Source organism: Methylobacterium sp. PvP105 (assembly GCF_017876975.1).
Taxonomy (GTDB): domain Bacteria; phylum Pseudomonadota; class Alphaproteobacteria; order Rhizobiales; family Beijerinckiaceae; genus Methylobacterium; species Methylobacterium radiotolerans.
Genome location: NZ_JAGIPA010000001.1, coordinates 2,542,501 through 2,556,199, shown reverse-complemented (window position 1 = coordinate 2,556,199; position 13,699 = coordinate 2,542,501). Strand labels below are relative to the sequence as shown.

Here is a 13,699-nt window from a genome sequence, read left to right as displayed (position 1 = left end):
GCGGCCGGCCGGCGCGCGACGGCTCACTCCAGCCTGAAGGCGATGACCGAGTCGCCCGGCGTGGTGCCGAGGGCGCCGTGCCCGCCCGCCGCGATCACCACGTACTGCCGGCCGTCACGGCCGCGATAGGTCATCGGCGTGGCCTGGCCGCCGGCCGGCAACGTCGTGGACCACAGGACCTCACCGGTCCGCATGTCGTAGCCGCGCATGCGGTCGTCGAGCGTGGCGGCCGTGAACGCGACGCCGCCCGCCGTGGTCAGGGTGCCGCCGTGGGCCAGCATGCCCATCTCCAGGGGGAGCGGGACCGCCAGGCCGCCGACCTTCTGCCCCGCGACCGTGCCGTTGCGGCGCTTCCAGGCGAGCGTGCCGTCGGCGAGATTCACGCCGACCCGCACGCCCCAGGGCGGCGCGCTGCAGGGGATGCCGAGGGCGGAGCGCATGTGCGCGATGGAGACCGCGTAGGGGCCGCCGAGATTCTCGTTGACCGGGCTCGCCTCGGGATCGGCGCCGACGAGGCGCCGTTCCGGCTCGCCCGGCGGGCGCGGGAGCAGGCGGTAGATGTAGGGCAGGTATTGCGGCGTCGCGATCATCCAGTGATGGACCGGATCGACCGCTACCGACCCCCAGTTGAACACCCCGATATTGCCGGGCCAGACGATCGCGCCCTCCGACGCCTGGGGCGGTGTGAACGGGTTGCCGTCGTAGCGGTTCGACCGGAAGGCGAGGCGGCACTGAATCTGGTCGAAGGGCGTGACGCCCCACATGCCGGCCTCCGTCAGCGGCGCCGGCGTGAAGCGGAGGGACGACATCGGCTGGACCGGGGACGGCGTCTCCCCCGGGATGTCGGTCCGGGTCGAGACCGGGACCTCGGAGACCGGCCGGATCGGGGCGCCGGTGCGGCGGTCGAGGACCCAGACGTTGCCGACCTTGGTGGGGATCAGGATCGCCGGCACCGTCCCCTCGCCCTGCGGCAGGGTGAGGAGGACCGGCTGGGACGGGTTATCGCGGTCCCAGAGGTCGTGATACGTGGTCCGGAACGCCCAGCGCAGCGTGCCCGTCTCCAGATCCAGCGCCGCCAGGGCGTCGATGAGGTCCTCGTCCGTCTTCGACCGGGCCACGCCCACCTGATCGGGCGCCCGGTTGCCGAACGGCACGTAGACGAGCCCCAGGGCCTCGTCGGCCGAGAACTGCGTCCAGGCCACCGCCGAGTTGGGCTCGTACTTGTCGCCGGGCCGCAGCGGCGCGGTCGCGTCGGGCTTGCCGGCGTCGAACTTCCAGACGATCGCGCCGGTGCGCACGTCGAAGGCGCGGATCACGCCCGAGGGGTTGTCCGCGTAGTAGTTGTCGGCGATGGCGCTGCCGAGGACGATGAGGTTCCGGGTCACCAGCGGTGCCGAGGTCTGCTGATAGGCGGCGCGCCGGAGGTTCGGCATCTGCGCCTTCAGATCGACGAACCCGTCCGCCCCGAAGGTCCGGCACAGGGCGCCGGTCTCGGCGTTCAGCGCGTAGAGGCGCGCGTCGACCGAGGCCGCGATGATCCGGCGCGGACATTCGGCGACCGCGGCCACGACGGCGGCGGCCCTGTCCGCATCGGCCTCGGCGGGCGGCGCGTAGCCGGTCGAGTCGTTGTAGGACACGCCGCGGCAGGTCTGGTGCTGGTACTGGCCGTCCCGCGCCATCTTCGGGTCGAAGGCCCAGACCAGCCGGCCGGTTTCGGGCTCCAGGGCCTGGACGATGTTGTGCGGCGTGCAGAGGTAGAGCAGCCCGTTCACCTTGATGGGCGTGGCCTCGAAGGTGAATTCCTTCGGATCCGCCCGGCTGTCGCCGCGCAGGTCGCCGGTATGGTGCTCCCAGGCCACGGCGAGGCCCCGGACATTGGCGGTGCCGATATCCGCCAGCGCCGAGTAGCGCTGGCCGAGATTGGTGCCGCCGTAGGCGACCCAATCGTCGGCCGGATAGGGAACGCCGCTCGGATCGACGGCGGCGGGCCCCGCCCCCGCGACCTTCGGCAGGCTGCCCCGCGTCTCGACCGGGTCGAAGAACCAGGACGCGGCACCCGAGGCCGCGATCAGCAGCACGACGACCCGGAGGGCGAGCGGGCCGTTCCCGAGGCCAGGCTTCCAGGGCCGCTCCGGCGCGTCGCGCAGGCGCCGCACCACGGGGGGCAGGCAGAGCACGAGTCCGACGAGGAGGAGCAGGGCCCCGCGCGGGATCCATTGCCACTTGTCGAGCCCGACCTCGCCGACCGTCCAGGCGAAGGCCGCGGCCAGCACCAGCGCGTAGATCCCGAGGCCGCGCTGCCGCCGCCGGGCCAGCTCGACGCCGGAGGCCAGCACGCCCACGCCCAGGGCGACGTAGAACCAGGTCCCCCCCGCGAGGGCCAGTGTCAGCCCGAGGATCGCCAGGGCGAGCCCAAGCAGCGCGATCGACAGCGCTATCGTTCCGAGTGCCACGGCGGTGAGATCCGCTTCCTGAGCCGGCCGGTCACGGCGGCGCCGGGGTCTGACCCCGCGTCGGCCGCCGCGTGCCCGGCGCTTATCGCCGCCGGAGCTGTCCCAGGGCTGGACACGGCGGCCGGACGGCGGGCGCCCGTCCCGTGCCGCGCGTACGGCCGCCGCCCACAGCGCGGCTCACGCCCCGGCCCGGTCCTCCGGACGCAGGGTGACCCTGTCGCCGTCGCGCAGCGAGGCCGGCGGGCCCACGACGACGCGCTCGCCGCCGCTCAGGCCGTCGCGCAGTTCCAGCAGCGTGCGGGTCTGCCGGAAGATCGTGACCGGGCGCATCCGCACCACGCCGCCCCCCTCCCCAGCCGCCTCGACCACGGCCACGCGGGTCCCGTGCTGGTCGAAGATCAGGGCGTCGTTCGGCACCGTCACGGCGGGCGAGACGCGCGGGATCTCCAGCGTGATGGTGATGTAGAGCCCCGGCCGCAGCGCGCCGTCGGGATTGGGGATGTCGACCTGCGTGACCAGCGTGCGCGCGGCCGAGAGCAGCGTCGTCGACGAGCGCGAGACCGTGCCGGGGAAGATCCGGCCCGGGATCTGCGCCACCTCGACCTTGGCGGCCAGCCCGTCGCGGACGCCGTCGGCGGCGTAGAGCGGCACGTTCACCGCCATGCGCAGCACGTCGTCGCGGTTCAGCGTGAGGAGCGGCGCCCCCGTATTGGTGTCCGCCGTGACCGCGTCGCCGACGTCGTTGTTGCGGGCCGTCACCACCCCGTCGAAGGGCGCGCGGATCTCCTCGAACCCGGTCAGGACCTTGAGCCGGGCGACCTGCGCCTCCTGGGCGGCGATGTTCGCCTCCGCGACCTTCACGGCGGCCCTGGCGGCGTCGACGTTGGCGGTCTGCGCCAGCACCCCGGCCTGGGACGTGTCGGCGTTCTGCCGGGTCTCGACCCCGGTGCCGGCCAGTGTCGAGGTCCGCCGGTTGGTGACGTCGGCGAGGTGGCGGTTGGCCTCGGCCTGGTCCACCATCGCCCGCGCCTGGATCAGCGCCGCCTGGAGCTGCAGCACCTGCGACTGGGCCTGAACCAGCTGCTGGTCGAGGTCGGGCGCGCTGATCCGGAACAGCAGGTCGCCCGCCTTCACGTGCGAGCCGATATCGACCTTGCGCTCGACGATGTAGCCGGTCGCCCGCGGGTAGAGGTTCGCGATGTCGAACGCCTGGGTGGTGCCCGTCTGGGTCAGGCTCAGGGTGTCGGAGGCCCGGGCCGCGGCGGCGACCCGCACGGTCGGCGGCTTCGCCTCGGCGGCGGCGGGCGGACTCGCCGCGCGGGACGCTTCCGGCCACAGGCGGTATCCGAGGGCACCGAGGCCCGCCAGCGCCAGCAGGGCGAGCCACCGGCGGCCGCCGCGGGCGGGCGGGACGGTTCCGTCCGCGGCTGAACTGTCCCGGTCCGCCATCCTGCCCTCGGGTCGCGCCGCGCCTGAACCGCCGCATCGGCGCCCGGTCGGGACGCGTCCGGTGCCGTATCCAATGCGCCGTACGCAATGCATAGACCGCGCGCGGTCTCCGGGCGAGATGCCGCAGCGCACAGTGCGGCCCGTCCGCGGATCCTCCGAGCACGCGACCGGTTTCCCTGCCACTGACGCAGGGACCGATCCACGATGACCGAGATCTCCAGGCGCGCCGTCATCGCAGCCGCCGGCGGCGCGATGGCGGCATCCTCCGCCGCGGCGCAATCCGCCGGGCCCTCCGCGCCCCGTCCCGAGCGCGGCGGCAAGGGGGCCGACATCCTGGGCCCGCAGAACAGGCCTCGCGCCGCCGAGGAGCCGTTCACCCTGGCGCCGCCCGCCACCGATCACGGCACGATGCCGAACCTGAAATGGTCCTTCGCGGACAGCCACATGCGGCTGGAGGAGGGCGGCTGGGCGCGCCAGACCACGATCCGCGAGCTGCCGGTCTCCAAGGCCATGGCGGGGGTCAACATGCGGCTCAAGGCCGGCGCGGTCCGCGAGATGCACTGGCACAAGGAATCCGAGTGGGCCTACATGATCAAGGGCAAGGCCCGGATCACCGCGGTCGACCAGGACGGGCGCACCTTCGCGGACGACGTCGGCGAGGGCGATCTCTGGTACTTCCCGGGCGGCATCCCGCACTCGATCCAGGGGCTCGCCGCCGACGGGGTCGACGGCTGCGAGTTCCTGCTCGTGTTCGACGACGGCGGCTTCTCGGAGGATTCCACCTTCCTGCTGACCGACTGGCTGGCGCACACGCCGACGGACGTGCTCGCCAAGAACTTCGGCCTGCCCGAGGCCGCCTTCGCCGAGGTTCCGCAGAAGGAACTCTACATCTTCCCCGGTCCCAAGCCGGGACCGCTCGCGGCCGACAAGATGGGCGGCTCCGGGCCGGTGCCGAAGACCTTCAGCCACCGGATGCTGGCGCAGGAGCCGGTCCGCACCCGGGGCGGCAGCGTGCGCGTCACCGATTCCACGGTGTTCCCGGCCTCCGTGACGATCGCGGCGGCGCTGGTCGAGGTCGAGCCCGGAGGGCTGCGCGAGCTGCACTGGCACCCGAACAGCGACGAGTGGCAGTACTACCTCTCCGGCCAGGGCCGGATGACGGTGTTCGGCTCGGAATCGAAGGCCCGCACCTTCGACTACCGGGCCGGCGACGTCGGCTACGTGCCCTTCGCCATGGGGCACTATATCGAGAATACCGGCGACACGACCCTGACCTTCCTGGAGATGTTCAAGAGCCCGCGCTATGCCGACATCTCCCTGACGCAGTGGCTGGCCCTCACACCGCACCCCCTGGTCCAGGCCCATACCGGCCTGGATCCCAAGCTCGTCGAGGCCCTGCCGGAGACGAAATCCCCCGTCGTGCCGGGTTGACGCGCCCGGGAACCCGGACCGATCCTGGCGCGTCGACTTCGGACAAGCGTTTCCGGAGACCGCTCGAATCTCCCACGGAGGGACCCATGCGCGCCGCGTCCCGCGCGCTCCTCGTCCTGGCGCTCGCCCTCCCGGCGAGCTCCGCCCGGGCGCAGGTGCAGCAGAACGACCCGAACGCCGCCAACGCCTCGTTTGCCCTGCAGGGCCAGATCCGGTCGCTCAACCAGCAGCGGGTCTCGGACTTCAACACGCTGAACCAGACGATCCAGCGCAACGTCCAGGCCGACTCCTTCGGGCCCTACCTGCCCTATCGGGGCGTCCGCGGGGACGTGTACCGGGGCCGCCATATCGGCCGCAACGGGGTCGTGCGGCGGGGGGGCGGCCTCAACACGAGCGTCTGCATCGGCTGCTGACATCGGCCTCCGAGCCGCCGGGATATCCGCGCAGAGCGGGGAAAGCCCGAAAAAAACCTTTTCCCGCGGGCACGCTTCCCCCAGAAGCTGGGCCCATGGTGGCGCGCGCATGAACATCCTGCTGATCGGCTCCGGCGGCCGCGAGCACGCCCTGGCCTGGCGACTGGCCCAGAGCCCGCTCTGCACCCGCCTGTTCACGGCGCCGGGCAATCCCGGCACGGCCCGCCACGGGACCAACCGACCGGACCTCAAGGTCACGGACCACGCGGCCGTGGCCGCCTTCTGCGCGGCGGAGTCGATCGGCCTCGTGGTGGTCGGGCCCGAGGCGCCCCTCGTCGCCGGCCTGGTGGACGACCTGAAGGCCGCCGGGATCCGCGCCTTCGGGCCGACCCGCGACGCCGCGCGGCTCGAGGGCTCGAAGGGCTTCACCAAGGATCTCTGCGCCGCCTGCAACATCCCCACCGCCGCCTTCGCGCGCTTCACCGAACTGGAGCCGGCGCTGGCCTATGTCCGCCAGCAGGGGGCCCCGATCGTCGTGAAGGCCGACGGCCTCGCCGCCGGCAAGGGCGTCACCGTGGCCGAAACCGTCGACCAGGCCGAGGACGCGCTGACCGCCCTCTTCGCCGAGCCCGGCGCCGAGGTGGTGGTCGAGGAGTGCCTGTTCGGCGAGGAGGCGAGCTTCTTCGCCCTGTGCGACGGCACGCGGGCGATCCCCCTCGGCACCGCCCAGGACCACAAGCGGGTCTTCGACGGCGACCGCGGTCCCAATACCGGCGGCATGGGCGCCTATTCCCCGGCCCGGGTGGTCACCCCGGAGATCGAGGCCCGGGTCATGGCCGAGATCATCGCGCCGACGCTCGCCGGCATGCGGGCCCGCGGCTGCCCGTTCACCGGCATCCTGTACGCCGGCCTGATGCTCACCGCCGACGGCCCCAAGCTGATCGAGTACAACACCCGCTTCGGCGACCCCGAGGCGCAGGTGCTGATGCCGCGCCTCGCCTCCGACCTCGTGCCGGCCCTGCTCTCGGCCTGCGACGGCGACCTCTCCGGCGTGGGCCTGGAATTCGATCCCCACCGGGCGGCCCTCACCGTGGTGATGGCGGCGGCCGGCTACCCGGGCGCCGTGGTCCGGGGCTCGGTGATCCGGGGCGTCGACGCCGCCGAGGGCGACGGGGTCCACGTGTTCCAGGCCGGCACCCGCGCGGAGGACGGGCAGCTGCTCGCCGACGGCGGCCGGGTCCTGGCGGTGACGGCCCTCGGCGACAGCGTCACCGACGCCAAGGCCCGCGCCTACGCGGCGGTGGCCCGGATCGACTGGCCGGAGGGTTTCTGCCGGCGCGACATCGGGTTCCGCGCCGTGGCGCGGGAGGCGGGAGAGGGCTGAGCGGCGCCCGTGTTCGACGCCGCGGCGGGCCGTGCGCCCCCTGCCCCGGACGCCCGGGTCGCCGCGGAGGCTGATCCGGGACCCGAGCCCGCGCGGTGCCGCGCAGCCTCCGGGACCCTCCCCTACTCCCCCACAGCCGCGCCGGCCGGCCGGCGGTTGTCGTTGGCGCCGTAGAGCAGGCCCGGCCGCATCCGCTCCGTGCGCGAGGCGTCGTTGCCCGACGACGCGGCCTCCGGCAGGGCGGGCGCCGCGGCGCGGACCGCGATGAGTTCCTGTGCGCCCCAGGGCTTCTGCTCGACGATCGTGTGGCCCATGCCCCGCAGGAGGCCCTGCGTGTCCGCCGAGAGCGCGAAGGGCTCGGCGTAGATCGTGTCGGGCAGCCACTGGTGGTGGATGCGCGGGGCGTCCACCGCCTCCTGCGGCTCCATGCCGAAGTCGAGCATGTTGATCAGCGTCTGCGCGTTGATCGTGATGATCCGCGAGCCCCCCGGCGAGCCCGCCACCAGCGCGACCCTGCCGTCGCGCAGCACGATCGTGGGCGCCATGGACGAGAGCGGGCGCTTGCCCGGCTGGATCGCGTTCTTCGTCCCCTGCACGAGGCCGAACAGGTTCGGCACCCCGGTCTTGACCGTGAAGTCGTCCATCTCGTCGTTGAGGAAGAACCCGGTGTCGCCGGCGATCACCCCGGCGCCGAAATAGCCGTTGATCGTGTAGGTCAGCGCGACCGCGTTGCCGGCCCTGTCCATCACCGAGATGTGGGTGGTCTCGGGCCGTTCCCGCGTCTCCGGGCCGGGATCCGGCCGGATCTCCGCCGACGGGGTCGCCCGGTCCGGGCGGATCGAGGCCCGGAGCGTCTCCGCGTAGGCCGGCGACAGCAGCCGGTCGACCGGGTTCTCCACGAAGGCCGGGTCGCCGAGCAGCAGGTTGCGGTCCGCGTAGGCGCGCCGCATCGCCTCGACCATCAGGTGCACGGTCCGGGCCGAGTTGAACCCGGCGGCCCGCAGGTCGTAGCCGTCGAGGACGGTGAGGATCTCGCAGAGCGTGGTCCCGCCCGACGAGGGCGGGGGCGCCGACAGGATCGTCGCGCCCCGGTAGCGGCAGGTGAGCGGCTCGGACTGCGTCACCGTGTAGGCGGCGAAGTCGGACGCCGTCAGCAGGCCGCCGCCCGCCCGGGAGGCCGCCTCCACGGCGGCCGGGATCGCGCCCCTGTAGAACGCGTCCGCGCCGCGGTCGGCGATGGCCTGGAGGGTGCGGGCGAGGTCGGCCTGGACCAGCCGGTCCCCGGGCCGCCAGGGGCTGCCGTCCGGGCGCAGGAAGATCCGGGCGACGTTCGCTTGGCCCGCGAACACCTTCGTGCCGGATTCGAGGATGTCGGTATCGCCCCGGGTCAGCACGAACCCGTCCCGGGCGAGCGCGATCGCCGGCGCCATCACCTGGGCCAGCGGCAGGGTCCCGTACGCGGCGAGCGCGGTGTTGAGGCCGAGCACCGTCCCGGGCACGCCGGCCGCCTTCCAGCCGCGCAGGCTCGCGCCCTTCACGACGTTGCCGGCGGCGTCGAGATACATGTCCCGGGTGGCGGCCGCCGGAGCCGTCTCGCGGAAGTTGATGAATCGGCTGCGCCCGTCGGCGCTGTGGAGCACCAGGAAGCCGCCGCCGCCGAGATTGCCGCAGCAGGGGTTCACCACCGCCTCGGCGTAGGCCACCGCCACCGCGGCGTCGACGGCGTTGCCGCCGGCCCTCAGGATGTCGGCGCCCACCTGCGAGGCGAGGCGCTGGGACGAGACCACCATCCCGTTCTCGGCCTCCACGGCCGGTCCCGAGGCGGCCCGCGCGGCGGGCGCGCCCAGGGCGAGCAGGGCCGCCAGGAGCAATGCGCGTGCCGGTGCGATCATCCTTGCCCTCTCCGGTTCGGGTCCCGCGCCGTTGCTGGCGCAGGCCGCCATATAGGGCAGGTGGGACGACGCGGGTGCCGGCCGACCGGTCCCACGCGCGACCCCGTCCTGAGGCGCCGGAGCGCAGGCCCCGAAGGAGGGCTCCTTCGAGGCGGCTTCGCCGCACCTCAGGACAGGGGCGGGTGGAAGGGAGAGGCCGGGCAGGCCTTCCGATCCCGCCTCAGCCGTTGCGGAACGTGTAGCTGTAGCCGTTCAGCGCCGGTGCGCCGCCGAGATGGGCGTAGAGCACCTTCGAGCCCTTCGGGAAGAAGCCCTTCTTCACGAGGTCGATCATGCCCTGCATCGACTTCCCCTCGTAGACCGGGTCGGTGATCATCCCCTCGAGCCGGGCCGAGAGCCGGATCGCCTCCACGGTCTCCTTCGAGGGCACGCCGTAGACCGGGTAGGCGTAATCCTCGTTGAGCACCACGTCGTCGGCCACGATGTCACCCGCGCCGACCAGGGCGGCGGTGTTCTGGGCGATGTCGAGGACCTGGGCCTTGGTCTGGGCCGGTGTGCAGGAGGCGTCGATGCCGATGACGTTGCGGGCGCGCCCGTCGGCCGAGAAGCCCACCAGCATGCCGGCATGGGTCGAGCCCGTCACCGTGCAGACCACCACGTAGTCGAAGCGCAGGCCCATCTCGGCCTCCTGCTTGCGGACCTCCTCCGCGAAGCCGACGTAGCCGAGCCCGCCGTACTTGTGCACGGAGGCGCCGGCCGGGATCGCGTAGGGCTTGCCGCCCTCGGCCTCGACCTCGGCGAGCGCCCGCTTCCACGAATCGCGGATGCCGATGTCGAACCCGTCATCGACGAGCTGCGTCTGCGCGCCCATGATCCGCGACAGGAGGATGTTGCCGACCCGGTCGTAGACCGCGTCCTCGTGCGGCACCCAGGCCTCCTGGATCAGCCGGCACTTCATCCCGATCTTGGCGGCGACCGCCGCGACCATGCGGGTGTGGTTCGACTGCACGCCGCCGATCGACACCAGCGTGTCGGCGCCGCTCGCGATGGCGTCCGGCACGATGTACTCGAGCTTGCGCAGCTTGTTGCCGCCGTAGGCGAGGCCGGAATTGCAATCCTCGCGCTTGGCGTAGAGCTCGACCTCCCCGCCGAGATGCGCGGTCAGGCGCTTGAGCGGCTCGATCGGCGTCGGGCCGAAGGTCAGGGGATAGCGCTCGAATTTGTCCAGCATCGGGTCTCTCCGGGTCTCGGGGCGCGGCCGGGGGCAGGAGCGGTCTCCGCCGGGCCCGGACGCGTCGAAGCGAGGCCTCGGGGACGGCCCGGCGCGAGGCCCGGCTCCGTCTTCGAGGCGCGGGGAAAACTACCCGATCCGCGATGAAAGGTGCTCTCGATCTTTCAGCTCAGACATCCCGCCACTTGCGTTGCTGGGCGCCTCAGCTGCAGAGAATTCCGGATTGAGCTGTGACCCTGAAAGAATCGTCCATGTCCGCAGGGCTCGACCGGATCGACCAGAAGATCCTCCGCCTCCTCCAGGCGGACGGGCGCATGGCCAATGCCGAGATCGCCGAGCGGGTCGGCACCAGCGCGGCCACCTGCCATCGCCGGATCCAGCGCCTGTTCGCGGACGGGTTCGTGCGGGCGGTCCGGGCGCTGATCGATCCGATGCGGGTCGGACGCGGCACCCTGGTCTTCGTCGGCGTCGTGCTCGACCGCTCGACCCCCGAGAGTTTCTCGGAATTCGAGGCGGCCGTGCGGGCGATTCCCGCGCTCCTCGACTGCCACCTCGTGGCCGGCGACTTCGACTACATGCTGAAGATCCGGGTCTCCGACATGGCCGACTTCAACCGCCTCCACAGCGCCACGCTGATCGGCCTGCCGGGGGTGCGCCAGACCCGGACCTTCTTCGTGATGAAGGAGGTGATCGACAACGCGCCCCTCGATCTGTGAGGCCGCCTACCCCTCCCCGCGCCGTTCCTTCCGCAACGCCTCCCAGCGGTCGAGGCGCTCGGCGATGCGGTTCTCGTAGCCCCGTTCGGTCGGCTGATAGAGGTGCTGGCGCCCCAGCGCGTCGGGCCAGTAATCCTGGCCCGAGAAGGCGTCGGGCTCGTCGTGGTCGTAGCGGTAGCCCTCGCCGTAGCCGATCCGCTTCATCAGCTTGGTCGGCGCGTTGAGGATGGTGCGCGGCGGCGGCAGGGACCCCGCCTCCTTGGCGAGGCGCGTCGCGGCCTTGTAGGCGGTGTAGACGGCGTTCGATTTCGGCGCGCAGGCGAGGTAGATCGCCGCCTGGGCGAGGGCCAGCTCGCCCTCGGGGCTGCCGAGGAAGTCGAAGGCGTCCTTGGCGGCGTTGGCCACCACCAGCGCCTGCGGGTCGGCGAGCCCGATATCCTCCACCGCCATGCGCACCAGCCGGCGGGCGATGAACAGCCGGTCCTCGCCGGCATCGAGCATCCGGCAGAGATAGTAGAGCGCCGCGTCCGGGTCCGAGCCGCGGACGGTCTTGTGGAGCGCCGAGATCAGGTTGTAGTGGCCCTCCTGCGCCTTGTCGTAGATCGGCGCGCGCCGCTGCACGATCTCTTGAAGCGCCTCGGCGTCGAGGGTCTCGCCGGGTCGGGCCGAGCGCCAGACCTCCTCCGCCAGCGTCAGGGCCGCCCGACCGTCCCCGTCGGCCATGCGGACCAGCACGCCCCGGGCCTCCTCGGTGAGCGGCAGGGCCTGGCCCGTCAGCGCCTCGGCCCGGACCAGGAGCCGCGCGACGGCGCCCGGGTCGAGCGCCCGGAACAGCAGCACCCGGGCGCGGGACAGGAGCGCGGCGTTGAGCTCGAAGGACGGATTCTCCGTCGTCGCGCCCACCAGCGTGACGGTCCCGTCCTCCATCACCGGCAGGAAGGCGTCGAGCTGCGCCCGGTTGAACCGGTGGATCTCGTCGACGAACAGCAGGGTCCCCTGCCCGGTCGCCCGGCGCTTGCGGGCGGCCTCGAACACCTTCCGCAGGTCGGACACGCCGGAGAAGATCGCCGAGATCTGCTCGAAATGCAGGTCCGTGCCCTGGGCGAGCAGCCGCGCCACCGTGGTCTTGCCGGTGCCGGGCGGTCCCCAGAAAATCAGCGAGCCGAGCGTCCGTCCCCGCAGCAGGCGCGTGAGCGCCCCGCCCTCCCCGGTCAGGTGTTCCTGGCCGACGACCTCGGCGAGGGTCTGCGGGCGCAGCCGGTCCGCCAGCGGGCGGGCGGCCTCGGCACCGGGGGCGCGGCCGGGATCCGGCGCGGGAGGCGGTTCCGCGGAGGCGAACAGGTCGGACATCCGCGCATCAACACCGGGCGCGGCCGGGGGCGCAAGCCGGGAGCCGGGGCTTGCCCACGGCCACGGACCTGGCGCCCCCGGACGGGATCAGCCGCCGAACACCGAGGTCAGGATCTCGCCGTTGCGGTTGATCGCGACCTCCCACGAATTGAGGCTGTTGCGGGTGACCCGGTCGAGATCCTTGGTGGTCGACATCGGCACGCCGTTGACCGCCACGATCACGTCGCCCTTCTGCAGCCCGACCCGGGCCGCGATGGAGTTCTCGTCCACCGCCTGCACGGCCACGCCCTCGGCCGGGAAGTCCACCTGCATCTCCTCGGCCACCGCCGGCGAGGTGTTGACGAGGGTCGCGCCGACGAACGGCGAGCGGGTCTTCACCTTGAGCACGTCCCGCGGGCGCGTCTCGGGAGCCGGGGCGAGCTTGACCGAGACCGTCTGCCGGGCCGTGCCGCGCAGGATCCCGAACCGGGCGTGGCCCTGCACGCCCTTCAGGGCGAAGCGGTAGCCGAAGGCCTCCGGGTCGGCCACCTCCTGGCCGTCGACCGTGAGGATCAGGTCGCCGCGCTTCAGGCCCGCCTCCTCGGCCGGGCTCTTGGGCTGGAGGCTCGCCACCAGCACGCCGGTCGGGTGGTCGAGACCCATGCTGTCGGCGATGTCGGGGGTCACGCTCTGGATCCGCGCCCCGAGCCAGGGCCGGCGCACCACGCTCGCCCCGTCGCGGGCGGCGTCGACCACCGCCTTGACCATGCCCACCGGGATCGCGAAGCCGATGCCGTGGCTGCCGCCCGATTGCGAGTAGATCGCGGTGTTGATGCCGACGAGCTGGCCGCGCAGGTCCACCAGCGCGCCGCCGGAATTGCCCGGGTTGATCGCCGCGTCGGTCTGGATGAAGTACTGATAGTCCGCCGAGCCGACCTGCGTGCGCGCCAGGGCCGAGACGATGCCCTGCGTCACCGTCTGGCCGACGCCGAACGGGTTGCCGATCGCCATCACGAAGTCGCCGACCTCCAGGGCGTCGGCATCGCCGAACGGCATCGGCACGAGGCCCTTCGGCGGCTCCTTGATCTTGAGCACCGCGAGGTCGGTGCGGGTGTCGCGCATCACGATCGTGGCCTCGAACTCGCGGCGATCCGCCAGGGCGATCCGGACCTCGTTCATGTTGTCGATGACGTGGTTGTTGGTGATCACGAGCCCGTCGGCATCGACCAGGACGCCCGAGCCCAGGGACCGCTGCGCCCGGTCACCCCGGGGACCGCGACCGCCCTCCGGCTCGCCGAAGAAGCGGCGCATGAACTCCTCCATGGCGCTGGTGCGCGCGCTGGAGCGCTTGTCCACGTGGGAGGCGTAGACGTTCACCACCGACGGCGCGGCCCGCTTCAC

10 protein-coding genes (1 of these 10 cut by a window edge) are annotated in these 13,699 nt (G+C 72.6%); 4 read left to right on the top strand and 6 right to left on the bottom strand.

The genetic code is table 11. The features are described from left to right. Nucleotides 1-23 precede the first annotated feature (23 nt). A complete protein-coding gene (locus tag J3A75_RS12235; protein WP_116656973.1) occupies nucleotides 24-2,453 on the bottom strand; it encodes a membrane-bound PQQ-dependent dehydrogenase, glucose/quinate/shikimate family in 2,430 nt (809 codons plus the stop codon). Nucleotides 2,454-2,630: 177 nt separating this feature from the next. Next, nucleotides 2,631-3,902: an efflux RND transporter periplasmic adaptor subunit gene (locus tag J3A75_RS12230; protein ID WP_012318509.1), complete on the bottom strand. Its 1,272-nt coding sequence runs from the start codon at nucleotides 3,900-3,902 to the stop codon at nucleotides 2,631-2,633. A 204-nt stretch (nucleotides 3,903-4,106) separates the two neighbouring features. Between J3A75_RS12230 and J3A75_RS12225 the strand changes: the two genes are divergently transcribed. The 3 genes from J3A75_RS12225 (at nucleotide 4,107) to purD (ending at nucleotide 7,130) form a co-directional block, all read left to right on the top strand. Further along, entirely contained in the window at nucleotides 4,107-5,333 is a 1,227-nt protein-coding gene (locus J3A75_RS12225; RefSeq protein WP_024830489.1) for an oxalate decarboxylase family bicupin, read from the top strand. Nucleotides 5,334-5,419: 86 nt separating this feature from the next. Next, a complete protein-coding gene (locus J3A75_RS12220; RefSeq protein WP_024830490.1) occupies nucleotides 5,420-5,746 on the top strand; it encodes a hypothetical protein in 327 nt (108 codons plus the stop codon). A 109-nt stretch (nucleotides 5,747-5,855) separates the two neighbouring features. Then, complete coding sequence (gene purD, locus J3A75_RS12215; protein WP_012318506.1) at nucleotides 5,856-7,130, top strand: phosphoribosylamine--glycine ligase; 1,275 nt, start codon at nucleotides 5,856-5,858, stop codon at nucleotides 7,128-7,130. Nucleotides 7,131-7,252: 122 nt separating this feature from the next. Here the strand turns inward: purD and ggt are convergent, their stop codons facing one another. Beyond that, the gene (ggt, locus tag J3A75_RS12210) at nucleotides 7,253-9,022 is read right to left on the bottom strand and encodes a gamma-glutamyltransferase (RefSeq protein WP_209650252.1); all 1,770 of its coding nucleotides are present in this window, start codon (nucleotides 9,020-9,022) and stop codon (nucleotides 7,253-7,255) included. Nucleotides 9,023-9,242: 220 nt separating this feature from the next. Then, nucleotides 9,243-10,253, bottom strand: a complete 1,011-nt coding sequence (locus J3A75_RS12205) for a 1-aminocyclopropane-1-carboxylate deaminase (protein WP_012318504.1) — start codon at nucleotides 10,251-10,253, stop codon at nucleotides 9,243-9,245. 251 nt (nucleotides 10,254-10,504) lie between these two features. Between J3A75_RS12205 and J3A75_RS12200 the strand changes: the two genes are divergently transcribed. Continuing rightward, nucleotides 10,505-10,969 (top strand): Lrp/AsnC family transcriptional regulator, encoded by a 465-nt coding sequence (locus J3A75_RS12200; RefSeq protein ID WP_041372296.1) that lies wholly within the window; start codon nucleotides 10,505-10,507, stop codon nucleotides 10,967-10,969. A gap of 6 nt (nucleotides 10,970-10,975) precedes the next feature. Here the strand turns inward: J3A75_RS12200 and J3A75_RS12195 are convergent, their stop codons facing one another. Both J3A75_RS12195 and J3A75_RS12190 read right to left on the bottom strand, forming a co-directional pair. After that, entirely contained in the window at nucleotides 10,976-12,319 is a 1,344-nt protein-coding gene (locus tag J3A75_RS12195; RefSeq protein WP_245364329.1) for a replication-associated recombination protein A, read from the bottom strand. 87 nt (nucleotides 12,320-12,406) lie between these two features. Next, nucleotides 12,407-13,699: the 3' portion of a Do family serine endopeptidase gene (locus tag J3A75_RS12190; protein WP_024830494.1), read on the bottom strand. The gene runs 165 nt beyond the window's last position; only the last 1,293 of its 1,458 coding nucleotides appear in the window; the start codon falls outside the window, past its right edge; it ends in the stop codon at nucleotides 12,407-12,409.

What these genes read in the sequence shown, in the direction of transcription:
- J3A75_RS12230 (WP_012318509.1), bottom strand. Translation starts at nt 3,902, where the DNA reads ATGGCGGACCGGGACAGTTCAGCCGCGGACGGAACCGTCCCGCCCGCC.
- J3A75_RS12225 (WP_024830489.1), top strand. Translation starts at nt 4,107, where the DNA reads ATGACCGAGATCTCCAGGCGCGCCGTCATCGCAGCCGCCGGCGGCGCG.
- J3A75_RS12220 (WP_024830490.1), top strand. Translation starts at nt 5,420, where the DNA reads ATGCGCGCCGCGTCCCGCGCGCTCCTCGTCCTGGCGCTCGCCCTCCCG.
- purD (WP_012318506.1), top strand. Translation starts at nt 5,856, where the DNA reads ATGAACATCCTGCTGATCGGCTCCGGCGGCCGCGAGCACGCCCTGGCC.
- ggt (WP_209650252.1), bottom strand. Translation starts at nt 9,022, where the DNA reads ATGATCGCACCGGCACGCGCATTGCTCCTGGCGGCCCTGCTCGCCCTG.
- J3A75_RS12205 (WP_012318504.1), bottom strand. Translation starts at nt 10,253, where the DNA reads ATGCTGGACAAATTCGAGCGCTATCCCCTGACCTTCGGCCCGACGCCG.
- J3A75_RS12200 (WP_041372296.1), top strand. Translation starts at nt 10,505, where the DNA reads ATGTCCGCAGGGCTCGACCGGATCGACCAGAAGATCCTCCGCCTCCTC.
- J3A75_RS12195 (WP_245364329.1), bottom strand. Translation starts at nt 12,319, where the DNA reads ATGTCCGACCTGTTCGCCTCCGCGGAACCGCCTCCCGCGCCGGATCCC.